This window comes from Streptomyces sp. NBC_01077 (assembly GCF_045162855.1).
Classification (GTDB): Bacteria; Actinomycetota; Actinomycetes; order Streptomycetales; family Streptomycetaceae; genus Streptomyces.
This window is the reverse complement of sequence record NZ_CP108669.1, coordinates 4,870,652-4,893,979: the sequence shown is the minus strand read 5'-3', so window position 1 is coordinate 4,893,979 and position 23,328 is coordinate 4,870,652. Positions and strand designations below refer to the sequence as shown.

Annotated in this window: 21 protein-coding genes; 11 read left to right on the top strand and 10 right to left on the bottom strand. The window is 71.3% G+C overall.

The window, feature by feature from the left end; all coding sequences use genetic code 11:
- The first annotated feature begins 259 nt into the window (after nt 1-259).
- The 5 genes from pdhA to OG462_RS21955 all read left to right on the top strand — a co-directional run bounded on the left by pdhA (nt 260) and on the right by OG462_RS21955 (nt 6,233).
- Nucleotides 260-1,453 (top strand): pyruvate dehydrogenase (acetyl-transferring) E1 component subunit alpha, encoded by a 1,194-nt coding sequence (gene pdhA / locus OG462_RS21975; RefSeq protein WP_406059981.1) that lies wholly within the window; start codon nt 260-262, stop codon nt 1,451-1,453.
- A 2-nt stretch (nt 1,454-1,455) separates the two neighbouring features.
- On the top strand, nt 1,456-2,436 hold the full coding sequence (locus OG462_RS21970) for an alpha-ketoacid dehydrogenase subunit beta (RefSeq protein WP_406059980.1): 981 nt from the start codon (nt 1,456-1,458) through the stop codon (nt 2,434-2,436).
- 31 nt (nt 2,437-2,467) lie between these two features.
- A complete protein-coding gene (locus tag OG462_RS21965) occupies nt 2,468-3,880 on the top strand; it encodes a dihydrolipoamide acetyltransferase family protein (RefSeq protein WP_406066651.1) in 1,413 nt (470 codons plus the stop codon).
- 398 nt (nt 3,881-4,278) lie between these two features.
- Nucleotides 4,279-4,920, top strand: a complete 642-nt coding sequence (locus tag OG462_RS21960; RefSeq protein ID WP_406059979.1) for a GntR family transcriptional regulator — start codon at nt 4,279-4,281, stop codon at nt 4,918-4,920.
- The gene (locus OG462_RS21955) at nt 4,917-6,233 is read left to right on the top strand and encodes a nitrate/nitrite transporter (protein WP_406059978.1); all 1,317 of its coding nucleotides are present in this window, start codon (nt 4,917-4,919) and stop codon (nt 6,231-6,233) included. The genes OG462_RS21960 and OG462_RS21955 overlap by 4 nt, the downstream gene beginning before the upstream one ends.
- A gap of 38 nt (nt 6,234-6,271) precedes the next feature.
- Here the strand turns inward: OG462_RS21955 and OG462_RS21950 are convergent, their stop codons facing one another.
- Nucleotides 6,272-7,099: a maleylpyruvate isomerase family mycothiol-dependent enzyme gene (locus tag OG462_RS21950; protein WP_406059976.1), complete on the bottom strand. Its 828-nt coding sequence runs from the start codon at nt 7,097-7,099 to the stop codon at nt 6,272-6,274.
- Between the two features lie 155 nt (nt 7,100-7,254).
- Here OG462_RS21950 and OG462_RS21945 point away from each other — a divergent pair, with 155 nt between their 5' ends.
- Nucleotides 7,255-8,052 (top strand): carbon-nitrogen family hydrolase, encoded by a 798-nt coding sequence (locus tag OG462_RS21945; protein ID WP_406059974.1) that lies wholly within the window; start codon nt 7,255-7,257, stop codon nt 8,050-8,052.
- A gap of 83 nt (nt 8,053-8,135) precedes the next feature.
- Here OG462_RS21945 and OG462_RS21940 read toward each other — a convergent pair whose 3' ends face one another.
- The 5 genes from OG462_RS21940 to OG462_RS21920 all read right to left on the bottom strand — a co-directional run bounded on the left by OG462_RS21940 (nt 8,136) and on the right by OG462_RS21920 (nt 13,275).
- Complete coding sequence (locus OG462_RS21940; RefSeq protein WP_406059972.1) at nt 8,136-9,020, bottom strand: histidine kinase; 885 nt, start codon at nt 9,018-9,020, stop codon at nt 8,136-8,138.
- 52 nt (nt 9,021-9,072) lie between these two features.
- On the bottom strand, nt 9,073-9,681 hold the full coding sequence (locus tag OG462_RS21935) for a hypothetical protein (RefSeq protein ID WP_406059971.1): 609 nt from the start codon (nt 9,679-9,681) through the stop codon (nt 9,073-9,075).
- Nucleotides 9,682-9,725: 44 nt separating this feature from the next.
- Nucleotides 9,726-11,183, bottom strand: coding sequence for a hypothetical protein (locus OG462_RS21930; RefSeq protein ID WP_406059969.1), 1,458 nt, complete (start codon nt 11,181-11,183; stop codon nt 9,726-9,728).
- 14 nt (nt 11,184-11,197) lie between these two features.
- Entirely contained in the window at nt 11,198-11,569 is a 372-nt protein-coding gene (locus OG462_RS21925) for a hypothetical protein (protein ID WP_406059968.1), read from the bottom strand.
- Nucleotides 11,570-11,739: 170 nt separating this feature from the next.
- Nucleotides 11,740-13,275: a PLP-dependent aminotransferase family protein gene (locus tag OG462_RS21920; RefSeq protein WP_406059966.1), complete on the bottom strand. Its 1,536-nt coding sequence runs from the start codon at nt 13,273-13,275 to the stop codon at nt 11,740-11,742.
- A 63-nt stretch (nt 13,276-13,338) separates the two neighbouring features.
- Here OG462_RS21920 and OG462_RS21915 point away from each other — a divergent pair, with 63 nt between their 5' ends.
- Entirely contained in the window at nt 13,339-14,541 is a 1,203-nt protein-coding gene (locus OG462_RS21915; protein WP_406059964.1) for a trans-sulfuration enzyme family protein, read from the top strand.
- Between the two features lie 13 nt (nt 14,542-14,554).
- Here OG462_RS21915 and OG462_RS21910 read toward each other — a convergent pair whose 3' ends face one another.
- Nucleotides 14,555-15,049: an LURP-one-related/scramblase family protein gene (locus OG462_RS21910; protein ID WP_406059962.1), complete on the bottom strand. Its 495-nt coding sequence runs from the start codon at nt 15,047-15,049 to the stop codon at nt 14,555-14,557.
- A gap of 85 nt (nt 15,050-15,134) precedes the next feature.
- On the opposite strand from OG462_RS21910, the gene OG462_RS21905 reads away from it, so the two are divergent.
- A complete protein-coding gene (locus tag OG462_RS21905; RefSeq protein ID WP_406059960.1) occupies nt 15,135-16,934 on the top strand; it encodes an NHL domain-containing thioredoxin family protein in 1,800 nt (599 codons plus the stop codon).
- Between the two features lie 88 nt (nt 16,935-17,022).
- On the opposite strand, the gene OG462_RS21900 is transcribed toward OG462_RS21905, so the two are convergent.
- Both OG462_RS21900 and OG462_RS21895 read right to left on the bottom strand, forming a co-directional pair.
- The gene (locus tag OG462_RS21900; RefSeq protein ID WP_406059958.1) at nt 17,023-17,367 is read right to left on the bottom strand and encodes a hypothetical protein; all 345 of its coding nucleotides are present in this window, start codon (nt 17,365-17,367) and stop codon (nt 17,023-17,025) included.
- Between the two features lie 47 nt (nt 17,368-17,414).
- Nucleotides 17,415-18,722: a M18 family aminopeptidase gene (locus tag OG462_RS21895; protein WP_406059957.1), complete on the bottom strand. Its 1,308-nt coding sequence runs from the start codon at nt 18,720-18,722 to the stop codon at nt 17,415-17,417.
- Between the two features lie 74 nt (nt 18,723-18,796).
- Here OG462_RS21895 and OG462_RS21890 point away from each other — a divergent pair, with 74 nt between their 5' ends.
- The gene (locus OG462_RS21890) at nt 18,797-19,348 is read left to right on the top strand and encodes a YciI family protein (protein WP_406059955.1); all 552 of its coding nucleotides are present in this window, start codon (nt 18,797-18,799) and stop codon (nt 19,346-19,348) included.
- A gap of 150 nt (nt 19,349-19,498) precedes the next feature.
- On the opposite strand, the gene OG462_RS21885 is transcribed toward OG462_RS21890, so the two are convergent.
- Nucleotides 19,499-21,328: an acyl-CoA dehydrogenase gene (locus OG462_RS21885; protein WP_406066649.1), complete on the bottom strand. Its 1,830-nt coding sequence runs from the start codon at nt 21,326-21,328 to the stop codon at nt 19,499-19,501.
- A 350-nt stretch (nt 21,329-21,678) separates the two neighbouring features.
- Here OG462_RS21885 and OG462_RS21880 point away from each other — a divergent pair, with 350 nt between their 5' ends.
- Nucleotides 21,679-22,170 carry an SseB family protein gene (locus OG462_RS21880; protein WP_406059953.1) on the top strand — a complete coding sequence of 164 codons (492 nt, stop codon included), beginning with the start codon at nt 21,679-21,681 and terminating at the stop codon, nt 22,168-22,170.
- A gap of 133 nt (nt 22,171-22,303) precedes the next feature.
- Nucleotides 22,304-23,266: a pirin family protein gene (locus OG462_RS21875; protein WP_406059952.1), complete on the top strand. Its 963-nt coding sequence runs from the start codon at nt 22,304-22,306 to the stop codon at nt 23,264-23,266.
- Nucleotides 23,267-23,328 lie beyond the last annotated feature (62 nt).

Below are 23,328 nucleotides of genomic sequence, written 5' to 3'. Positions count from 1 at the left end.
GCTGCCGACGCGCTGACCAGCCGCTGTTCCCGCTTTTCTCGATTTACTTGGAAATCCAAGCAAAATCGCAGGTCAAGTGGGGTTTCGCGGGAATGCCGCGCTGTGGGTAACGTGCCTATGACAGGGCGCTCGCCGGGGCACCTGTCACGCCCGACCCCGGCCGCGTCGCACCCACCCCGTGCGAAGGGTACGGATAAGGCGGAGAGCCGCACTGGCCTTACCGGCGAACCCGGGGCCGGACCGACGGAGGAGCACGCACGTGACCGTGGAGAGCACTGCAGCGCGCAAGACGACGCGACGCAGCAGCGGCACCAAGCGCACCGCAAGCGCGAGCACGAGCACCACCAAGAAGACGAGCACGCGCGCCGAGGCGGGGGCTGTGGAGCCCGAGCTCGTCCAGCTGCTGACGCCCGAGGGAGAGCGCGTCCAGCACCCCGATTACGACATCGACCTGAGCGCCGAGGAGCTGCGCGGTCTCTACCGCGACATGGTCCTCACCCGTCGCTTCGACGCCGAGGCCACCTCGCTGCAGCGTCAGGGCGAGCTGGGCCTGTGGGCCTCGCTGCTCGGCCAGGAGGCGGCCCAGATCGGTTCCGGCCGCGCCCTGCGGGACGACGACTACGTCTTCCCCACCTACCGCGAACACGGTGTCGCGTGGGTCCGTGGCGTCGACCCCACGAATCTGTTGGGAATGTTCCGCGGTGTGAACCACGGTGGCTGGGATCCCAACAGCAACAATTTCCACCTCTACACGATCGTCATCGGTTCGCAGACCCTGCACGCCACGGGTTATGCGATGGGCATCGCCAAGGACGGCGCGGATTCCGCCGTGATCGCCTACTTCGGCGACGGCGCCTCCAGCCAGGGCGACGTCAACGAGGCGTTCACCTTCTCCGCGGTCTACAACGCGCCCGTCGTGTTCTTCTGCCAGAACAACCAGTGGGCGATCTCCGAGCCCACCGAGAAGCAGACCCGCGTCCCGCTCTACCAGCGCGCCCGCGGCTTCGGCTTCCCCGGCGTCCGGGTCGACGGCAACGACGTGCTGGCCTGCCTGGCCGTCACCCGCTCCGCCCTGGAGCGCGCCCGCCGCGGCGAGGGCCCGACCCTCGTCGAGGCCTTCACCTACCGCATGGGTGCCCACACCACCTCCGACGACCCGACGAAGTACCGGGCCGACGAGGAGCGGGAGGCCTGGGAGGCCAAGGACCCGATCCTGCGCCTCAAGGCGTACCTGGAGCGGGAGGGCAACGCCGACGAGGCCTTCTTCGAGGCACTGGAGGCGGAGAGCGAGGCGCTCGGCAAGCGCGTCCGTGAGGGTGTGCGCAACATGCCCGACCCGGATCACATGGCGATCTTCGAGAACGTGTACGCGGACGGGCACTCGCTCGTCGACGAGGAGCGCGCGCAGTTCGCCGCCTACCAGGCGTCCTTCGCGGATGGCGAGGTCAAGTAACCATGGCTGTACAGAAGCTTCCGCTCGCCAAGGCGCTCAACGAGTCGCTCCGCAAGGCGCTGGAGACCGACCCCAAGGTCCTCATCATGGGCGAGGACGTCGGCAAGCTCGGCGGTGTCTTCCGGGTCACCGACGGTCTGCAGAAGGACTTCGGCGAGGACCGGGTCATCGACTCGCCGCTCGCCGAGTCCGGCATCGTCGGCACCGCGATCGGTCTGGCCCTGCGCGGCTACCGGCCGGTCGTCGAGATCCAGTTCGACGGTTTCGTCTTCCCCGCGTACGACCAGATCGTCACGCAGCTCGCCAAGATGCACGCCCGTGCGCTCGGCAAGGTCAAGATGCCGGTCGTCATCCGCATCCCGTACGGCGGCGGCATCGGCGCGGTCGAGCACCACTCCGAGTCCCCGGAGGCGCTCTTCGCGCACGTCCCGGGCCTCAAGGTCGTCTCGCCGTCCAACTCCTCGGACGCCTACTGGATGCTCCAGCAGGCCATCCAGAGCGACGACCCGGTCATCTTCTTCGAGCCCAAGCGCCGCTACTGGGACAAGGGCGAGGTCGACACCGAGGCCATCCCGGGCGAGCTCCACAAGGCCCGGGTGGCGCGCGAGGGCAGCGACCTCACGCTCGCCGCGTACGGCCCGATGGTGAAGGTCTGCCTGGAGGCCGCCGCGGCCGCCCAGGAGGAGGGCAAGTCGATCGAGGTCGTGGACCTCCGCTCGATGTCCCCGATCGACTTCGACGCCATCCAGCGGTCCGTCGAGAAGACCCGTCACCTCGTGGTGGTCCACGAGGCCCCGGTCTTCTACGGCGCCGGTGCGGAGATCGCCGCCCGGATCACCGAGCGCTGCTTCTACCACCTGGAGGCCCCCGTCCTGCGGGTCGGCGGCTACCACGCGCCGTACCCGCCGGCGCGCCTGGAGGAGGAGTACCTGCCGGGTCTCGATCGCGTGCTCGACGCCGTCGACCGCTCGCTGGCGTACTGAGGAGAGCACCGTGACGATCCGCGAATTCAAGATGCCCGATGTGGGCGAGGGCCTGACCGAGGCCGAGATCCTCAAGTGGTACGTCCAGCCCGGTGACACCGTCACCGATGGCCAGGTCGTGTGCGAGGTCGAGACGGCCAAGGCCGCCGTCGAGCTGCCGATCCCCTTCGACGGCACGGTCCACGAGCTGCGCTTCCCCGAGGGGACGACGGTCGACGTCGGCCAGGTCATCATCTCGGTGAACGTGGGCGGCGGGGCCGTACCCGAGGCGCCGGCGGCCGAGGCCGCTCCGGTCGCCCAGGCCGCGGCGCCCGCCGCGGTCGCTCCGGTCGCTCCGGTCGTCGAGGAGGAGGCCGAGCCGCAGGGCCGTACGCCGGTCCTCGTCGGCTACGGCGTGGCCACGAGCTCCACCAAGCGCCGGCCGCGCAAGGCGGCACCGGGCACGGTCGTGAGCGCCCCCGCGGCTGCTCCCGTCTCCGTGCCGGAGCAGCTCAACGGGCACGCGCCGGCCGCCGCGAGGCCGCTGGCCAAGCCGCCGGTCCGGAAGCTCGCCAAGGACCTCGGCGTCGACCTGGCGACGGTCACCCCGACCGGCCCGGACGGCATCATCACCCGTGAGGACGTCCACGCGGCGGCCGCTCCGGCGCCCGCGCCGGTCGTCGAGGCCCCGGCCGCGGCGCCCGTCGCCCAGCCCGTGGCCGCTCCGGCGGCCGTGCAGGCCGCTCCCGTCGTGTCGACCGACTCCCGGGAGACCCGTATCCCCGTCAAGGGCGTACGGAAGGCCACGGCGGCGGCGATGGTCGGTTCGGCCTTCACCGCCCCGCACGTCACCGAGTTCGTGACCTTCGACATCACGCGCACGATGAAGCTGGTCGACGAACTCAAGTCCGGTACGGACATGGCGGGGCTGCGGGTCAACCCGCTGCTCCTCATCGCCAAGGCCGTCCTGGTCGCGGTCCGGCGCAACCCGGAGATCAACGCGGCCTGGGACGAGGCGGCGCAGGAGATCGTCCTCAAGCACTACGTGAACCTGGGCATCGCCGCGGCCACCCCGCGCGGTCTGCTCGTGCCGAACATCAAGGACGCGCACGCGCAGACCCTGCCCGAGCTCTCGGCGTCGCTGAGCGAGCTGATCTCCACCGCCCGCGAGGGGAAGACGACCCCGGCGGCGATGCAGGGCGGCACCTTCACCATCACCAACGTCGGCGTCTTCGGCGTCGACACCGGTACGCCCATCCTGAACCCCGGCGAGTCCGCGATCCTCGCGGTCGGTGCGATCAAGCTCCAGCCGTGGGTCCACAAGGGCAAGGTCAAGCCGCGTCAGGTCACCACGCTGGCCCTCTCCTTCGACCACCGCCTGGTCGACGGCGAGCTCGGCTCCAAGTTCCTGGCGGACATCGCCGCGATCCTGGAGCAGCCGAAGAGGCTGATCAGCTGGGCGTGACGCCCGAGTTGCGATGTTTCACGTGAAACACCCGGCCGGGGGTGACACCACCCCCGGCCGGGTGTTTCTCTTTCGTGCGCCATCCGTACGACGACCGGTACGCGCGCTACAGCCACCACGAGCGCGCCTACACGGGTGCGCCGTCCATCTGCTGCGTCATCTCTTCGACGCGGTCTCCGAGGCGAAGCTGACGCACCGGCTGGGCGATGCGGAGTGGCTCGGCGCGGTCGTCGAGCAGGTGGCGCCCTTGCCGTACCGAAGGTCGTCGGTACGGCGGATCCGCGAGATCGTCGCAGCCGTCCACGTCTGATCCCGGAGGCGGCCGAATCCGCCGACAGCCACGTCCACATCGCGGACGTGGCTGCCTGTTGCACCCTTGTTGTATCTATGCTGTGTCCATGGCATCCGCACCCCCCGCAGCCGACCGTGTCTACATGCACGTCAAGCAGGCCGTACTCGACCGGCGCTACGAGGGAGGCACCCTCCTCACCGAGGGCGAACTCGCCCTCGCCGTGGGGGTGTCGCGGACACCCGTCCGCGAGGCGCTCCTCAAGCTGGAGATGGAAGGGCTGCTGAAGCTCTACCCGAAGAAGGGCGCCCTCGTCCTCGCCGTCTCCGCGCAGGAGATCGCCGATGTCGTCGAGACCCGGCTGCTCGTCGAGGAGTTCGCCGTCCGCCGGGCCGTGCCCGCGCCCGCCTCGCTCATCGAGCGGCTCGAAGAGCTCCTGGAGGAGCAGAAGCTGCGGGCCGAGGCCGGGGACCTCGCCGAGGTCGCCGTCACCGACCGCTGCTTCCACGCCGAGATCGTGCGCCACGCCGGCAACCAGATCCTCTCCCGGCTCTACGACCAGCTCCGCGACCGCCAGCTGCGGATGGGCGTCGCCGTGATGCAGTCCCAGCCCGACCGCGTCGCCAAGAACATCACCGAGCACGCCGAGATCCTCGACCGCATAAGAGCCGGCGACGCCGAGGGCGCGGCACATTGCGTCCGGCAGCACCTCAGCTGGGTCAAGGTCCTGGTCCGGGGTGAGGACCGGTGAGCAGCCGCAACGGCTTCGGCTCCGCCGTCACCCTCCCCGGGGACCCGCCCGGCGGCCGCCGCGCCGCCCTCGTCTGGGGTGTCGGCGTCGCCGTCTACTTCGTCGCCGTCATCTTCCGTACGTCCCTCGGTGTCGCCGGACTCGACGCCGCCGACCGCTTCGACGTCAACGCCTCCGCGCTCTCCACCTTCTCCATACTCCAGCTGCTCGTCTACGCGGGCATGCAGATACCCGTCGGCCTCATGGTCGACCGGCTCGGCACCAAGAAGGTCCTCGCCCTCGGCGTCGTCCTGTTCACCCTGGGCCAGCTGGGCTTCGCGCTCTCCCCCTCGTACGGCACGGCGCTCGCCTCCCGGGCCCTGCTCGGCTGCGGCGACGCCATGACCTTCATCAGCGTCCTGCGGCTCGGCAGCCGCTGGTTCCCCGCCCGCCGCGGCCCGCTCATCGGGCAGGTCGCCGCCCTCTTCGGCATGGCCGGCAACCTCGTCTCGACCGTCTTCATCGCCCGCGCCCTGCACGGCCTCGGCTGGACGACCACGTTCGTCGGCAGCTCCCTCGCCGGCGTCGTCGTCCTCGTCCTGCTGCTGCTCTTCCTCAAGGACCACCCCGAGGGGTACGAGCCCCAGCCGGCCACCCACGCCGGCGCCGCCTTCGTGCGCCGTCAGATCGCCGAGTCCTGGCGGGAACCCGGCACCCGGCTCGGCATGTGGGTGCACTTCACCACCCAGTTCCCCGCGATGGTCTTCCTGCTCCTGTGGGGATTGCCGTACCTGGTCGAGGCGCAGGGCCTTTCCCGGTCGACCGCCGGGGGCCTGCTCACCCTGGTCGTCCTGTCGAACATGGTCGTCGGCCTCGCGTACGGGCAGATCATCGCCCGCCACCACACGGCCCGCGCCCCGCTCGCCCTCGGTACGGTCGCCGCGACCGCCCTGCTGTGGGCGACCACCCTCGCGTACCCCGTCGACCACGCACCGATGTGGCTGCTCGTCACGCTCTGCCTGGTCCTCGGCGCCTGCGGACCGGCCTCGATGATCGGCTTCGACTTCGCCCGCCCGGCGAATCCGCCGGAGCGTCAGGGCACCGCGTCGGGCATCGTCAACATGGGTGGTTTCGTGGCCTCGATGACGACCCTGCTCGCCGTGGGCGTGCTGCTCGACGCGACCGGTGACAACTACCGGATCGCGTTCTCGTCGGTCTTCGTCCTGGAGGCGCTGGGCGTCGTCCAGATCCTGCGCCTCAAGGCCCGTACCCACCGCAGGGAACGGGACCGGCTCGTCGCCAGCCGCGTGGAAGCCGTCCACGTCCCGGTGTAGCGGGCTGCCGGGACTGTCCGGACGCCCTGGGGGGAGAGCTACCGGGGCGTCACCGCGAAGTTGTCGAGGATCGCCTGGGCGAGGTCGGCGTCACCCTCCGTCTTGACCCGGTCGGCCACATCGGCCGGCCGGACCCGCCCGCAGGCGAGGCGGACGAACGTCTCCCAGTCCGTCGCGAGCGTCACGGCGGGGCCGAGCGAGGGCGCGCCGTCGACCGAACCCCGGCCCTCCGCGTCGACCCGTACCGTCCGCAGGAACTCCACCGGACCGCTGACGTCGATGACCACGGCCGAAGAGGCGGGCGCCCCCGCGTCCTTGGCGATGACCTTCGGCAGGGCCTCCAGGAGCACGTCACGCGTCACGTGCGCGCCCGCCGAGTCCAGGTTGCCCGGCATGCCGAGCGCGACCCGCAGGTCCTGCTCGTGCACCCACACGTCGAAGGCGCGCATCCGGTACGCCAGTTCCAGCGACTGCTCGGCTCCGAGGGGGGCGCGGATCAGATGCTCGGGGGAGCGGTTCTCGTTACGGAGCTGCCGGGCCCGGCGGATCAGGATGTACTCCAGCTCCGAGGTCATCTCCGGCGCGGTGTGGTGCCGCCGCACATCGACCTGGACCTCCATGTAGCGCGCGAAGTCACTGCGTACGTGGTAGAGATCGCGCGGCAGGGAATGGATCGGCCGCGGGTCGCCGAGCATCTCCGTCTCCATGCCGATCACATGGGACACGATGTCCCGCACCGACCAGCCGGGGCACGGTGTGGGCCGGTTCCACTCGCCCTCCACGAGCGGCTGCACCAGCTCGGCTATCGCCTCGATGGAATGGGTCCAGGCGTCGGCGTAGTTCTGGAGGCTGGGATGGACGGTCACGGGACCCCTCGGCGGTTCTTCGGTGCGCGGGCTGAAAACACGACTGGGTGGGAGGCTCGGACGCTAAGTTACGCTGCCCGAAGGCACCCCGGCAGTGCTTTCGTGTGACGATCGTAGGCCGGTGTTGACGGCTCGAATGCCAGGACGGTGGTAGTGTGCGCGCCTCGCTGATCCAGATCGCGGTAGACCCGGACGAACCGGTCGACGCCCGACGCGCCCGCGTGGGCCGCCTCGTACGGGAGGAAAGCGGCCGCGCCGACCTCGTCGTCCTGCCGGAACTCTGGCCCATGGGGGCCTTCGCGTACGAGCGGTTCGCCGCCGAGTCCGAGCCGCTGAACGGCCCCACGCACCGCGCGATGGCGGCCGCCGCCCGCGACGCCGGGGTCTGGCTGCACGCCGGCTCCTTCGTCGAGGCGGAGGGCGGCGCGCTGTACAACACCTCGCTCGTCCTCTCCCCCGACGGCGAACTCGCCGCCTCCTACCGCAAGATCCACCGCTTCGGCTTCGACAAGGGCGAGGCGGTGATGATGGCCGCCGGGGAGGACCTGGTCACCGTCGACCTGCCGCACCTCACCGTCGGCGTCGGCACCTGCTACGACCTGCGCTTCCCCGAACTCTTCCGCGGGCTCGTCGACGCGGGGGCCCAGGCCTTCGTCGTCCCGGCCGGCTGGCCCGCCCGCCGCCGCGCCCACTGGAGCCTGCTCGCCCGGGCCCGCGCCGTCGAGAACCAGGCGTACGTCCTGGCCTGCGGTACGGCGGGCACCCACGCGGGCGTGGAGCAGGCCGGCCACTCGATCGTCGTCGACCCCTGGGGCGAGACCCTCGCCGAGGCGGGCCCGGACGAGGAGATCCTCCGGGTCGTCCTGGACCCGGCGAAGGTCACGACGACGCGCGAACAGTTCCCGGCGCTGAAGGACCGGGTCCTCGGGATCGCGACGCCGAAGCGGGGCTGAAGCGGGGCTGAGCAGCCACGGATCGCGACGCCGAAGCGGGGCTGAGCGATCCGGAGTCCCGGGTGATCCCCCCCGGCCCCGCGTCAGGCCTCCGGCGCGGCTTGCTCCCGTACGAGCTCCGCGGCGTCCGGGAGCAGGCCGGTCAGCTCCTGCCAGATCCGCTTCGGTGCGACACGGCGCAGCCGGAACGGGCTGCCGCCCTCCGCCCCGCCCTCCGCCATCGGCTCGGCGGGCAGCTCCCGCAGCCAGTGGCCGAGCGGACCGCAGTCCCAGGCGGCGACCGCGCGGGCCGCGACACCCGGCACCCCGTCCTGGCGGCCCTGCCAGGCCGCGGTCATCCGCCAGTTGGAGCGCACCTCCACGATCAGCTGCGAGAGCCGCGTGGCGGTGTCCTCCGCCGCTCCGGCCTCCCGCAGCGCCTCGACGACCAGGGCGCGCTCGTCCGTGCCCGGCGTCGACGCGGCCTTCTCCAGGGCCGCGAGCCCCGCCTCCAGGACGCCGATGGTCGTCTCGACGACCTCGTCGGCCTTCTCGGAGCCGGCCCCGGTGGCCCCGGTGGCCCCGGTGGACCGGTCGAACCGGTCGGATTGGCGCAGGGCGATCAGGTCGGCCAGCGTCCACACCACGGTCCGCGGCTCGACGAGCCGGTACTCCGCCTCCTCCTCGCCCGGCCAGGTCTCGTGGCAGACGACGTGGTCGTCACCGATGAGCAGCCCGTGGTGCAGGGTGCCCTGCCGGCCGCCCGCCTCCAGGGAGACGATCACGGAGGGCTGTACGAGGGTCCGCATCAGGGGCAGCAGGAGCGCGGACAGCTCCCCGGCCCCGTTGGTGAGCCCGGCGTCCCGCAGCCGCGCCTCGGCGGGCGCCATGGACTCCGGGACCGGCTGACCGGTCGCCAGCTGGGCGAGGACGAAGACCTGGTCGTCGGTCAGCCGGAAACGGGATCGGGTCACGTCGAAGGAAGGCATGTGTCGCTCACTCGGGTAGGACGGGTGGGTGGGAGTCGAGGGTGAAGCGGGCTCAGGACTGGGACTCGGCCCAGAAATGGGTCACGCGGGAGATGCCCGCCTTCACCGCACCGATCCGTGTCAGGGCCGAGCGGTCGACGCCCGCGAAGATCAGGCCGAGGGCCAGGTCCCCGCCCTCGGCGCGCCCGGTGACCTGCACGGAGAGCCTGCGGTTCTTGCCGCGCCCGGACTCGCGGACGGTGATCCTGACCCCGGGGTCCTCGTCGTCGGGCTCGCGGGTCAGGACGTAGGCGTTCTTGTCGAGGGCCGCGAGCCGGTAGTGGTCGCCCGCGTACCGCATCGTCAGGGCGCGCTGTTCGAGGGTGGCGCCGAAACGGTTCCGTTGCACGTACACCATGCGGTCGCCGACCCGCAGCGTGGACCGGTTCAGGGTCGGCAGTTTGAGCGCCTCGGCGTGCATCCCGCGGGCCTCGAAGGAGGCGACGGGGAGCAGACCGCCGCGCACCTCCGAGACGATCGTCTCGGGGTGGGTGCGGGGGAGCGGGCCGGTCAGCGTGATCTCGCCGAACTCCGGCGAGACCCCCTTCCAGCCGGCGCTGTAGTTGTGCCGGTTTCCCTCCTTCCACGCGTGGAGTTCGAAGGGGCTGACCTGGGTGTGCATGGACGGATTCCTTTGCGGTGACAGGGCGGGCGGACTCGGCGGACTCAGTCGAAGGGGTTCAACGCGCTGCCCAGCTTCTTCGCTCCGCTCGCGATCCCGGAGCCCACGTCGGACGCCTTGTCGCCGATCCAGTCCCCGGCCTCCTCGATACCCTTCCCGATGGCCTCGTGGTTGTCCCAGATCAGCGCGGCCCCGTAGGCCACACCCGTACCGACGGCGAGGCCGAGGGTGACCGGGTTCGGGGCCACGGTCAGCGCCGTCATCGAGGCGCTGAAGGCCGTCCCGGTGAGGTCCGAGGCGAACTTCGCCGGGTCGGCCTTGATCATGTCCGTGTTGTACGTGGCGAGGTTGGCCACGCCGTACGCGGTGGCCGCGACGCCGCCGACGACACCTGCGCCCCGTATCCAGCCGGCCGCCTTCGCGGCGTTGGCGAGGCCGCCGTTCTGCGCGACCTTCAGAAGGTTGGCCTCGGCGGCGGTCGGCATGAAGAAGGCGCCGTTGCGCATGAACCCGCCGAACATGGCGGCCTCGTCCGAGCCGGTCAGCGCGGTCGCGAGGCCCGGCGGCACCTTGGTGAGCAGGCTTCCGGGAGCCGCCCCGGCCAGCCGCATGTTGAACTGCCGGGACAGGAAGGTGCCGGGCGCGGTCGGGTGGACGAACGGCGGCCGGATCGCCTTGGACAGCTTGTACGAGTACAGGCCGGCCGCGGTCAGGGCGCCGGCGAACGCGCCCGCCGTGATGGTGCCCTTGGTGAACTTGTCGACCAGATCGGCCAGTTTCTCGTTGCCGGTGAGCTTCGCGATGCCGTCGCGCTGGAGCCGCTGGACGTAGTCGTCGAGCGTCTCGTCGTCCTTCATCTTCAGCCAGGCCAGGTTCATCCGGTCGTCCTTGGCCTTGTCGTCGGCCGTGGCGACCTTGCCCGCGTCACCGTTGAACCCGGTGCCGAGGGTGGCGTCGTTCTTGTTGCCGTAGCCGTCCTTGACCACGGCCTCCAGGTCCTTCTTCAGGTCCTGGTCGGCGAGGTCGAAGGCCTTGACGCAGCCGTCCAGGTGCTCGGTCCAGGCCGTCTCGGCCTCCCGGACGCTCTTGGCGCCGTCCGGGTCGTGGTGCAGCGCGCTGCGCTCGCTCGCCGAGAGCCGGTCGTAGTCGTAGGCGACCCTGCCCTGCTCGGACACCTTCATCCCGGCCTTGACGGCATCGGCGCGGGCGTTGTCCAGCTGCTTCTTCAGCTCGGTGAACTGCTCGTGGGCGTTGCGCAGCAGCGTCGCGGTGGCCTTGGCCTGGCTCTGGGCGGCCTGGTACTCGTAGCGGGTCGCGGCGAAGTTGGTGTGGGCGGCGGTCGCGCTCTCGCCCAGCCAGGTCTGCGCCGTCGTCAGCGACTGCACGCTGTCCCGGTAGCGCTCCTCCACCTTGCGCAGGTCGCCCGCCATCTCGGTCCACTTGTCGGCGGTGGTGGCGAGCTTGCCCAGGTCGGTCGTCATGATCTCGGAGTACGTCAGCATGTCCGTCCGCCCCCTCAGTACTTCTCGATGGAGGAGGTCGGCCGGACCCCCGCGATACGGGCACGGGCGTCGAGCTCCTGCCGGCTGAACGCGACCGCGGTGCCGCGCAGGGCGGTCTTCTCGGAGGCGAGCCGGGCGAGGAGGTTCTTCACCTGGTTGTCCCAGGTGGTCTCGACCGTCTTCAGACCGGCCGCGGTCGCCCAGCCCTCGAAGCCGCCGACGGCGGCGGTCGTGGCGGCGTCCGCCACCTTGGCGGCCTTGGCGGTGTCCGGTTCCAGCTCGTTCTCGATGGTGTTTGCCGCGGACTTCTTCTTTGCTGGTGCGGTAGCGAGGTGGGGCGGCCCGCCGGACGTGCCGGCGCCACCGCCGCCGTCGAGCTGGTTCAACCGCGTTCCGACGGGGGGCTGTTCGGTTGTTCCGGACCGCATTCCGGCCCAGTCCTCGTCAAAACCCATACCGCTGCGCCCCCATGGAAAAGAACGATCATCACTTTGCAGGTGCACCGTATGTTTCCGTGGCGACGCCCGTGACGCAAGGCTGGATTCCTCCTGTCCGCTCAGACCGTGATGCCCCGCAGGGACGCCGACGCGGGCCCCGGTCCCGGTCCGGGTTCCAGTCCCGGTCCGGGTTCCAGTCCCGGTACCGGTTCGGGTCCCGAGGCCGGCGCGTACTCCGCCCAGGCCGCCGCGAGTCGCCGTACCGCCTCCGTGAGCACGTCCGGCGGCAGCAGGAAGTGCAGCCGCAGGTTCCGGACACTGCCGCCGAGGGCGTCGGTGGTCGCGCCCGGCAGGACGGCCACCCCGTGCCGGAGGGCGACCTGGGCGAAGGACACGCCGTCGCCGACCGGAAGGCGCACCCAGAGCGTCTGGCCGCCGGTCGCCGGGGCGCAGGACCAGGAGGGGAGGAGACGGGCGAGCTCGGCGCGGAGGTGGGCGTGACCCGCGCGGAGGGCGCGCAGCCGGGTGGCCCGTACGGACGCGAAGTCGGCGAGGAGGCGGGCCGCGACCAGCTGGGACGGCACGTCGCAGCCCAGGTCGTGCAGCGCCTTCAGCCGGGCGAGGCGGGCGATCAGGGGCGCCGGGCCGCGCACCCAGCCGATCCGCAGCCCGCCCCACACGACCTTGCTGAGCGAACCGACCGCGATGACGTCGCCGTACGCGGAGAGCGTCCGGGGCTCCCGTGTCGCGCCGAAGGCCAGGTCGCCCAGCACCTCGTCGTCGACGAGCGGTACCCCCAGCGCGTTCGCCGCCTCCACGAGCCGGCGCCCGGCGAGCGGCGGGAGCACCGTCCCCGTGGGGTTCTGGAACCGGGCCACCACATAGGCCAGGGCAGGGCGGTGGCGCTCCATCACCCGTACCGCCTCCGCCACGTCGAGCCCGTCCGGCCCGACCGCCACGGGCAGCGGGACGGCCGCCGCCTCCCGGAACAGGTCGAGCGCCCCCGGATACGTCGGCGCCTCCACGAGCACCCCGTCCCCCGGCGCCAACAGCAGCCGGGCGAGCAGCGAAAGCCCCTGCTGCGCTCCGGTGGTGACCAGGATCTGCCCGGGTCCTGTCGGTACGCCGCGCTCCGCGTACCGCCCGGCCACCGCCTCCCGCAGCACCCCGAGACCGGCCGGGTGATAGCCGAGGTCCCCGCCCGGCAGGACGAGCGAGCGGTACGCCTCCGCCAGCTCGGGCGGCGGCTCCACCGGGGCCGCGCAGCTCAGCAGGATCACCTCGTCCGGCGCCTCCAGGAGATGCAGGAACAGCGGGTTCGACGTCTCCGTCACCCGGGGCGTCTCCGTCGCACGCGGTGTCTCCGGCGCCAGAGCGGCCCGCGTCACCCGGGTCCCGCTGCCCTGCCGCCGTACGAGTCGCCCCTCCTGGCGCAGGGTGTCGTACGCCGCGACCACCGTCGTACGGCCCACGGCCAGGGCCTTCGCGAGCCGCCGGTCGGGCGGCAGGAGCGCGCCCGGCGGCAGCGCCCCCTCGTCGATCAGCCGGCGCAGCCGGGCCGCGAGCAGCAGGTGGAGGGGCCCGCGGCCGGCGGACCAGCGACCGAGCCGCGAGACGAGGTCGTCGGGATCCAGGGAGCTTCCGATTGGCTTCATCGCCGAACCAATCTGCCGGGATTGGCCCTGGGAAGGCAAACAGCCTGTCCACAGACTGAGTTCATGAGCCTCACGTCGTCCTCTTCGGCCTCCCCCCGTCCCGAGACCCTCGCCGTCCACCCGCCCCACGTCGAGATCACCGGGAGCAGGCCCCTCGGCGTCCCCCTCCACCAGGGGCACGTCTTCGCCTTCGACTCGGCCGACGCCCTCGCCACCGCCTTCACCTCCACGGAGGCCTTCCTCTACAGCCGCCACGGCAACCCCACCGTCCGCACCCTGGAGGACGCCGTCGCCCGCCTCGAAGGCGGCACCGCCGGCGTCTCCTTCGCCTCCGGCATGGGCGCCGTGAACGCCGTCCTCTTCGGCCTGCTCGGCAGCGGCGACCACGTCATCGCCCAGACCTGCCTGTACGGCGGCACGTACGGGGTCCTCACCGACCTCGCCACCCGCTGGGGCGTCGACGTCACGTACGTCTCCGGCACCGACCCGGAGGAGGTGCGGGCGGCCCTGCGCCCCGAGACCCGGCTCCTCTACCTGGAGACCATCGCCAACCCGACCACCCGCGTCTCCGACGTGCCCGCGCTCGCCGCCGTCGCCGCGGAGGCCGGGGTCCCGGTCGCCGTCGACAACACCTTCGCCTCGCCGCTCCTCTTCCGGCCGCTCGACCACGGCGCCGACATCGTCGTCCACTCCGCCACCAAGTACCTGTCCGGGCACGCGGACGTCCTCGGCGGGATGGCCGTCTTCAAGGACGCCGAGCTGTACGAACGCATCCGCCACCACTCGGTCGGACAGGGCGCGTCCACCGACCCGTTCGCCGCCTGGCTCACCCTGCGCGGCATGCAAACCCTGTCCCTGCGCATGGAGCGCCAGTGCGCGAGCGCCGCCGACCTGGCGGCCCGGCTCGCCGCGCACCCGGCGGTCGCGGCCGTACGGCACCCCGCCCTGGACAGCCACCCGGACCGGGCGATCGCCGCGCGCCTGCTGCCCGACGGGGGCGGCGGGGTGATCTCGGTCGACATCGCGGGCGGCCGGGAGGCGGGTCGTACCTTCGTCGAGGCGGTCCGCCTCGCCTCCCTCAGCGTCTCCCTCGGCGATGTGAAGACCCTGGTGATGCACCCGGCCTCCACCTCCCACCACCAGCTCGACCCGGCGGCCCTGGAGGCAGCCGGGATCGGCCCCGGCACGGTCAGGATCTCGACCGGCATCGAGCACGTCGAGGACCTGTGGGCGGACCTGGAGCAGGCGCTGCAGAAGGCTCTCTGAACTCTCCAGGCCTCTAGTCGTCCCCCCGCTCCCGCTCGGACATCCGGATCACGCACACCGCCACGGCGACGAGCAGCGCGGCGTCCGTGTCCTCGCGGACCACGTTCACCGCGTACGTCTCGCGGACGTGGAACCACTGCCGGGAGACGTGGGCGAGGAGTTCACCGTCGTACTCGACGGTGAACTCCCGGTCCAGGATCCGGCCGCTGACATCGAGTTCCGTGCCCTCGACGAGCGTCACCCGGTAGTGGTTGCGCAGCAGCGACAGCCGTTTGCGGCGCACGGAGGCGAGCGGCCGGTCGTCCCGCTCGATCGTCATGGCGTCCCGAAGGCTGAACATCTTCTGGCGCAGGGTGATCAGGACCTGCCCGTCGGGGTCCTTCAGCTCCAGGGTGTCGCGCAGCCGCAGGGCCTTGCCGTCGACGAGGAAGGCGTGGCGGCCCTGCTCGTCCTCGATCCAGTAGTCGTCGCCGATCGCGAAGATCTTGTCCCGTACGAGATATTTCACGCCGCTATGCCTGCCCGGACGGCCGGTGCTTCTCACCCGAAACGGCGGGTGACGGTGAAGGGCCGGCGGATGGCAAGCTTGAAGCATGAACGATGCCGCCCCGGCGCCCACCCCCGCGCCCCGCCGTGCCCGTGTCCGTGCCCCCGAACTGATCGGCAAGGGCGGCTGGCTGAACACGGGAGGGGACGACCTGAGCCTCGCCGAACTGCGAGGCAAGATCGTTCTGCTCGACTTCTGGACCTTCTGCTGCGTGAACTGCCTGCACGTGCTCGACGAGCTGCGCGACCTGGAGGAGAAGCACCGGGACACGCTCGTCATCGTCGGCGTGCACTCGCCGAAGTTCGTGCACGAGGCCGAGCACCAGGCCGTCGTCGACGCCGTCGAGCGGTACGAGGTGCACCACCCCGTACTGGACGACCCGGAGCTCGCCACCTGGAAGCAGTACGCCGTGCGCGCGTGGCCGACGCTCGTCGTGATCGACCCCGAGGGGTACGTCGTCGCCCAGCACGCCGGTGAGGGGCACGCCAACGCGATCCGGACGCTCGTCGAGGAGCTGGAGGCCGAGCACGAGGCCAAGGGGACCCTGCGGCGCGGAGACGGGCCGTACGTGGCGCCCGAGCCCGTCGCCACCGACCTGCGCTTCCCCGGCAAGGCGATCCTGCTGCCCTCCGGGAACTTCCTGGTCTCCGACACCACCCGGCACCAGCTCGTCGAGCTGGCCGCCGACGGCGAGACCGTCGTGCGGCGGATCGGCGAGGGCGTCTTCCGGGAGCCGCAGGGGCTCGCCCGGCTGCCCGACGGCACGGTCGTCGTCGCCGACACCGTGAACCACGCCCTGCGCGTCCTCGACCCGGCCACCGGCGCGATCGAGCGGATCGCCGGCACGGGGAAGCAGTGGTGGCAGGGATCCCCCACCTCCGGGCCCGCCCTGGAGGTCGACCTGTCCTCGCCGTGGGACGTCGCCTGGTGGCAGGGCAAGGTGTGGATCGCCATGGCCGGTGTCCACCAGCTGTGGACGTACGACCCGGCCACGAAGACCGTCGAGGTCGCGGCGGGCACCACCAACGAGGGGCTCGTCGACGGGCCCGCCGCCGAGGCCTGGTTCGCGCAGCCCTCCGGGCTCGCCGCCACCGAGGACCGGCTGTGGGTCGCCGACTCCGAGACCAGCGCCCTGCGCTGGGTCGACACGGAGGGCGTGGTCCACACCGCCGTCGGCACCGGGCTCTTCGACTTCGGCCACCGCGACGGCGCCGCCGGCCAGGCCCTGCTGCAGCACCCGCTGGGCGTGACCGCCCTGCCCGACGGCTCGGTCGCGATCTCCGACACGTACAACCACGCCCTGCGCCGCTACGACCCCGCGACCGGCGAGGTCAGCACCCTCGCCACCGATCTGCGGGAGCCCAGCGACGCGGTCCTCGTCGACGGCGACATCGTGGTGGTCGAGTCCGCGCGGCACCGGCTGACCCGGCTGCGCCTCCCCGAGGAGGCCGTCCAGGTCGAGGCCGTCGCCCACCGCACCCGGCGCGAGGCCACCGAGGTCGCCCCGGGCCGGCTCCGCCTGGACGTGGTCTTCCAGGCCCCGACGGGCCAGAAGCTCGACGAGCGGTACGGTCCCTCGACCCGGCTCCTGGTCTCCTCGACCCCGCCGGAACTCCTCCTCGCGGGCGAGGGCACGGGCACGGACCTCTTCCGGGAGCTCGACCTGAACCCGGAGCTGACGGAGGGCGTCCTGCACGTCTCGGCGATGGCCGCGTCCTGCGACGACGACCCGGCCAACGAGTACCCGGCCTGCCACGTCCACCAGCAGGACTGGGGTGTCCCGGTGAAGATCACGGAGACGGGCGTGTCCCGCCTCCCCCTGATCCTGGCCGGGCTCGACGCCTAGGGGATGTCCGGCGGATCGGGGTCGGTCGGTCAGACCCTGATCCGCGGACGGCCTGGTCCGCGGACCGCCTGGCCGGCGGACCGCCTGGTCAGCGGACGATCCCCTGGTTCCTGGACTGGCGCCCCGCCGCCGCGTCCAGGCACCCCTCCACCCACGCGGCCGGGTCGTGGACGGCCCGGTCGCCGCCCATGCCCTGCCGCTCCATGAGCGCGCACTCCCCGGCGAGCAGCGCCTTCGTCCGCGAGCCGTCCACGTCGTACCCGCGGATGCGGGACGCCTGGACGAAGCCGCCCTCGTAGGCGATGTCGGTGCCCCACGGGGGCCGCTCGTTGTACGTGTCGATCAGAAGCCCCGCCCCCGCCGTGGCGAGCACGACGGCGACGGTGAGACCGGCGGCGAACCTTCCCCGCGAGGGACCCTCATGACGATGCATGAGCCCGAGGCTGCCAAGCGGGGCCTTTCGCGGATGTTTCGCGGGGCTCAGCCCTCCAGGAAGGCGACCAGGGCGTTGGCGAGGAGGTACGGGTCGTCGGCGCCGCAGAGTTCGCGGGCGCTGTGCATGGAGAGGATCGCGACGCCGATGTCGACGGTCTTGATGCCGTGACGGGCGGCTGTGATCGGGCCGATCGTCGTGCCGCAGGGCATGTCGTTGTTGGAGACGAACGACTGCCAGGGCACCCCCGCCTTCTCGCAGGCGGCGGCGAACACCGCGCGGCCGCTGCCGTCGGTGGCGTACCGCTGGTTGACGTTCACCTTGAGGATCGGGCCGCCGTTGACGCGCGGGTGGTGCGTCGGGTCGTGGCGCTCCGCGTAGTTCGGGTGGACGGCGTGGCCGGTGTCGGAGGAGAGGCAGACGGTGCCGGCGAAGGTCCGCGCCCGGTCCTCGTAGGAGCCGCCGCGCGCGTACACCGAGCGCTCCAGGACGTTGCCGAGGAGCGGGCCCTGGGCGCCGGTGTCGGCCTCGGAGCCGTTCTCCTCGTGGTCGAAGGCGGCGAGGACCGGGATGTACGGGAGGTCGTCGCGGCCCGCGAGGGAGGCGAGCGCGGCGACCGCGGCGTGCACGGAGAGCAGGTTGTCCATGCGCGGGCCGGCGAGCAGCTCGCGGTCACGGCCCAGGTAGGCGGGCGCCTCGACGGCGTGCACCATCAGGTCCCAGCCGCTCACGTCCTCGGCGTCGACGCCGGCCTCGGCGGCGACGAAGGAGATCAGGTCGCCCTCGTGGACGTCGCCGATGCCCCAGATCGGCTGCATGTGGCGCTGGCGCTCCAGCTTGAGGCCGTCGTTGACGCCCCGGTCGAGGTGGATGGCGAGCTGCGGGACGCGCAGCAGCGGCCGGTCGACGTTGACGAGGTGGTGGCTGCCGTCGCGGAGGGTGAGACGCCCGGCGAGGCCGAGGTCGCGGTCGAGCCAGGTGTTGAGGAGGGTGCCGCCGTAGATCTCCACGGCGACCTGCCGCCAGCCGTGCGCGCCCATGTCGGGCTGCGGCTTGACGCGCAGGTTGGGGGAGTCGGTGTGGGCGCCGACGATGCGGTACGGGGTGTGGGCGGCGGCGCCCTCCGGCACGTACCAGGCGATGATCGCGCCGCCGCGGATCACGTACTTCCCGCCGCTTGTCGCGTCCCACGCGGCGGTCTCCTCGACCCGGCGGAACCCGGCCTTCTCAAGTCGCTCGGCGGCGCTCGCGACCGCGTGGTACGGCGAGGGCGAGGCCGTCAGAAAGGCCATGAGGTCATCGGTGTGTCCGCGGTCGAATGCGCCGGCGGTCGGACGGGAAGCTGCGCTGCTCATGGGTTCCACCTTACGCAGGGCCCGGAATGGGAAATCCGCTCGACCCCGTTACCGCTTTGACGAGATCCTCTGGCATGGAATTCCTCTGTTACCACCGTGACCGGCCCGGCTCCCTGAACCTGCGCGACGCGTTGCTGGAGGACCACCGGTCGTACATGGACGGGTACGCGAAGGAGATGATCGCCCGGGGTCCGACCCTCTCCGAGGACGGCGAGATCCCCACCGGCAGTGTGCACATCGTGGACCTGCCCGATCCAAGCGCCGCCCGCGCGTTCGCCTTCGACGAGCCGACCTACCAGGCAGGCGTCTACCGGGACGTGATGGTGCGACGGTGGCGCAACACGCTGGGTCGCACCATGTGGGACTTCCCCGGCGGCCGGACCGGCGGCGACCGGTACCTGGTGCTCGGCTTCGGCGAGGGGCCGGCGGCCGATCTCGCGGTGCCGCCCGGCCGGGACGAGCTGATCGCCTACGGGCCGCTGCTTTCCGACGACGGCACCATCTGGCTGGGTACGGCGGCATTGGTCCGGGCGCCGGATCCGGACACGGCACGCGCCGTTCTGACCCGGGACCGGTACGCCGACATCGAGGTCCACCTCTGGCAGTTCGGCGGGCGTCCGTCGTAGCGGGCGGGGAATAGCCCGGGAATAGCCCGGGCAATGGCCGATAAAAGCCGGGCGGGCACGCTCCGTCGAGTACGGCGGGCCCGGGAAAAGGGGAACGGCCCGCCCCCCTCCCCGGGGACGGGCCGTTGCCGGTGTGGGCGAGGAGCGTTCTTAGAACGCGGCCTCGTCCAGGTCCATGAGCGAGCCGTCGACGGCCTCGGCGAGGGCGCGCTCGGCGCCGACGCCCGGGAGGATGTTGGCGGCGAAGAACTTCGCGGCCGCGATCTTGCCCTGGTAGAACGTGACGTCCTTGCCGGTGGCGCCCGCGGCCAGCTTCTCGGCGGCGACGGCCGCGCTCTTGAGGAGCAGGTAGCCGACGACGACGTCGCCGGAGGCGAGCAGCAGGCGGGTGGTGTTGAGGCCGACCTTGTAGATGTTCTTGACGTCCTCGCCGGTGGCGGTGAGGTCGGTGATCATCGTGCCGACGATGCTCTCCAGGTCGACGGCGGCCTTGGCGAGCGAGTCGCGGGCGCCGGCCAGGTCCTCGCCGCCGGTGCCGACCGCGAGGAACTTCTTGATCTCCTCGGACAGCGCGTTCAGGGACGCGCCCTGGTCGCGGACGATCTTGCGGAAGAAGAAGTCCTGGCCCTGGATGGCCGTGGTGCCCTCGTAGAGGGTGTCGATCTTGGCGTCCCTGATGTACTGCTCGATCGGGTACTCCTGCAGGAAGCCGGAGCCGCCGAAGGTCTGGAGCGACTGTGCGAGCTGCTCGTAGCCCTTCTCGGAGCCGTAGCCCTTGACGATCGGGAGCAGCAGGTCGTTCAGGCCGATCAGGGCCTTCGCGTCCTCGCCGGCCGCTTCCTTGAGCTGGATCGCGTCCTGCACGGTGGCCGTGTAGAGGACGAGGGTGCGCATGCCCTCGGCGTACGCCTTCTGCGTCATGAGCGAGCGGCGGACGTCGGGGTGGTGCGTGATGGTGACCTTGGGCGCGGCCTTGTCCATGAAGTTCGCCAGGTCGGTGCCCTGGACGCGCTCCTTGGCGTACTCCAGGGCGTTGAGGTAGCCCGTGGAGAGGGTGGAGATCGCCTTCGTGCCGACCATCATGCGGGCGAACTCGATGATGAGGAACATCTGGCGGATGCCGTCGTGCTTGTCGCCGATCAGCCAGCCCTTGGCGGGGTGCTGGTCGCCGAAGGTCATCTCGCACGTGTTGGAGGCCTTGAGGCCCATCTTGTGCTCGACGTTGGTGGCGTAGGCACCGTTGCGGGCGCCGAGCTCGCCGGTCTCCCAGTCGAACTCGTACTTCGGGACGAGGAAGAGGGAGAGGCCCTTGGTGCCGGGGCCGGCACCCTCGGGGCGGGCGAGGACGTAGTGGAGGATGTTCTCCTCCATGTCGTGCTCACCGGACGTGATGAAGCGCTTCACGCCCTCGATGTGCCAGGAGCCGTCCTCCTGCTGCGTGGCCTTGGTGCGGCCCGCGCCGACGTCCGAACCGGCGTCGGGCTCGGTCAGGACCATCGTGGAGCCCCAGCGGCGCTCGACGGCGATCTGCGCGACCTTCTTCTGCGCCTCGTTGCCCTCGTTGTAGAGGATGCCGGCGAAGGCCGGGCCGGAGGAGTACATCCAGATGGCCGGGTTCGAGCCGAGCAGCAGCTCCGCGTACGCCCAGATCAGGGAGCGCGGGGAGACGGTGCCGCCGATCTCCTCGGGGATGCCCAGACGCCAGTACTCGGACTCCATGAAGGCGTTGTACGACTTCTTGAAGGTGGCCGGCACCGGGGCGGTGTTGGTCTCCGGGTCGAAGACCGGCGGGTTGCGGTCGGCGTCGGCGAAGGACTCCGCGAGCTCGTTCTCGGCGAGGCGGCGGATCTCGTCGAGGATGCTCTTCGCGGTCTCGACGTCCATCTCCTCGAACGGACCGGTGCCGTACACCTTGTCGCGGCCGAGGACCTCGAAGAGGTTGAACTCGATGTCGCGGAGATTCGACTTGTAGTGCCCCATGGCGACGGCTCCGTAAGGCTCGGGGAGGCGGATGTCCTGATACGCGCGCAAGCTCGTGCTCGTACTACCGGTGAGTAGCCCACGCTTCTCTACGATGATGCTACCCACCGGTAATAAGGGCAACCCCTATCCGGCCATCTGTGACGCGAGCCGCAGAAAAAGGGCCCGGGGCATGTGCCCCGGGCCTGTTGTCCGGGCCGTGCGGGACGACCTTCCAGCCCTTGGCGGGCAGGGCCTGCCGCAGCCGCTCGAAGCCCTGCTTCGGCAGGGGGTGGTGACCGACGGGTGCGGCAGCCGCGATCGAGCCCCGCGCAGTGCTGCGACCGCACCCGGGTCGATAGGCTGGCCCCATGTACGGCTACGAGCAGAATCCGGGTGCCCAGCAGCAGTACGCCCCGCCGCAGCAGGGCGGGATGCAGGCCGGTGCGCAGGGTGGGATGCAGGGCGGTTACGGGCAGCAGCCCCCGCTCTACCCGGAGCCCTCGCCGCCCTCCCTCGCCGACGCGGTCCGTGCCTTCACGACCGGCACGCTCGCGCCCGAGGACTTCCAGCAGATCTTCGCCACCTCCAAGGTCTACTGCCCGCGCGGCGACAACCCCGGCTTCCTGGCCCTGCACAACACCCAGCAGCCGGTCATCCCGATGTTCACCTCGCTCAAGGAGCTGCGGCGGTACGCGGGCAAGGAGTCGAAGTACTTCGTGATCACCGGCGCCGAGGTGATCGACCTGCTGCCGACGGGCTACGGCTTCGTCCTCGACATGGAGGGCGACCACCGGATGGTCTTCGACGCGAAGGCCGTGGAGCAGATGGTCGACTTCGCGATGCGCCGGATGTACGGCTGACGCAGCCTGGAGACGTGGGAGAACGCCCGGGAGGAATTCCTCCCGGGCGTTCCGTGTTCTGGGTAGCAAGAAGTTCACTGTTCAACTAAAGTGGACGCATAAGGTCGGAGAAGGCCGCTCAAGGAGGTCCGTCATGCCCGCAGTGACTGTCGAGAACCCGCTCACCCTGCCGCGCGTGGCCGCCCAGGCCGACGCCACCCCCCGCCCGGTGCTCGCCGTGACCACGGCCCCCTCGGGCTTCGAGGGCGAGGGCTTCCCGGTCCGCCGCGCCTTCGCCGGGATCAACTACCAGTACCTCGACCCGTTCATCATGATGGACCAGATGGGTGAGGTGGAGTACGCGCCCGGAGAGCCCAAGGGCACGCCCTGGCACCCCCACCGCGGCTTCGAGACCGTCACCTACATCATCGACGGCACCTTCGACCACCAGGACTCCAACGGTGGCGGCGGCACCATCACCAACGGCGACACCCAGTGGATGACAGCCGGCGCAGGCCTCCTCCACATCGAGGCCCCGCCGGAGTCCCTCGTCGTCAGCGGCGGCCTCTTCCACGGCCTCCAGCTGTGGGTGAACCTGCCCGCCGCCGACAAGATGATGGCCCCCCGCTACCAGGACATCCGCGGCGGCCAGGTCCAGCTGCTCACCTCCCCCGACGGCGGCGCGCTGCTCCGCGTCATCGCCGGCGAGCTCGACGGCCACGACGGGCCGGGCATCACCCACACCCCGATCACGATGATCCACGCGACCCTGCGACCGGGCGCCGAGATCACCCTGCCGTGGCGCGAGGACTTCAACGGCCTCGCGTACGTCATGGCGGGACGCGGCAGCGTGGGTGCGGAGCGGCGCCCGGTCCACATGGGCCAGACCGCCGTCTTCGGCAAGGGCGGCTCCCTGACCGTCCGCGCCGACGAGAAGCAGGACGGGAACAGCCCGGACCTGGAGGTCGTGCTCCTCGGCGGACAGCCGATCCGTGAGCCGATGGCCCACTACGGCCCGTTCGTCATGAACACCCAGGCCGAACTCCGCCAGGCCTTCGAGGACTTCCAGGCGGGCCGGCTCGGGACGATCCCGGCGGTGCACGGGATGGGCGAGTAAGACGGTGACGCGTACGGGGCCGGACCACGTGTCCGGCCCCGTACGCGCGCGTGGGGACGTCC

Bases quoted from the DNA above. Each gene is read 5' to 3' on its own strand.
- OG462_RS21970 (WP_406059980.1), top strand. From the start codon at position 1,456: ATGGCTGTACAGAAGCTTCCGCTCGCCAAGGCGCTCAACGAGTCGCTC.
- OG462_RS21965 (WP_406066651.1), top strand. From the start codon at position 2,468: ATGCCCGATGTGGGCGAGGGCCTGACCGAGGCCGAGATCCTCAAGTGG.
- OG462_RS21960 (WP_406059979.1), top strand. From the start codon at position 4,279: ATGGCATCCGCACCCCCCGCAGCCGACCGTGTCTACATGCACGTCAAG.
- OG462_RS21940 (WP_406059972.1), bottom strand. From the start codon at position 9,020: ATGCCTTCCTTCGACGTGACCCGATCCCGTTTCCGGCTGACCGACGAC.
- OG462_RS21935 (WP_406059971.1), bottom strand. From the start codon at position 9,681: ATGCACACCCAGGTCAGCCCCTTCGAACTCCACGCGTGGAAGGAGGGA.
- OG462_RS21930 (WP_406059969.1), bottom strand. From the start codon at position 11,183: ATGCTGACGTACTCCGAGATCATGACGACCGACCTGGGCAAGCTCGCC.
- OG462_RS21920 (WP_406059966.1), bottom strand. From the start codon at position 13,275: ATGAAGCCAATCGGAAGCTCCCTGGATCCCGACGACCTCGTCTCGCGG.
- OG462_RS21915 (WP_406059964.1), top strand. From the start codon at position 13,339: ATGAGCCTCACGTCGTCCTCTTCGGCCTCCCCCCGTCCCGAGACCCTC.
- OG462_RS21905 (WP_406059960.1), top strand. From the start codon at position 15,135: ATGAACGATGCCGCCCCGGCGCCCACCCCCGCGCCCCGCCGTGCCCGT.
- OG462_RS21900 (WP_406059958.1), bottom strand. From the start codon at position 17,367: ATGCATCGTCATGAGGGTCCCTCGCGGGGAAGGTTCGCCGCCGGTCTC.
- OG462_RS21895 (WP_406059957.1), bottom strand. From the start codon at position 18,722: ATGAGCAGCGCAGCTTCCCGTCCGACCGCCGGCGCATTCGACCGCGGA.
- OG462_RS21890 (WP_406059955.1), top strand. From the start codon at position 18,797: ATGGAATTCCTCTGTTACCACCGTGACCGGCCCGGCTCCCTGAACCTG.
- OG462_RS21885 (WP_406066649.1), bottom strand. From the start codon at position 21,328: ATGGGGCACTACAAGTCGAATCTCCGCGACATCGAGTTCAACCTCTTC.
- OG462_RS21880 (WP_406059953.1), top strand. From the start codon at position 21,679: ATGTACGGCTACGAGCAGAATCCGGGTGCCCAGCAGCAGTACGCCCCG.
- OG462_RS21875 (WP_406059952.1), top strand. From the start codon at position 22,304: ATGCCCGCAGTGACTGTCGAGAACCCGCTCACCCTGCCGCGCGTGGCC.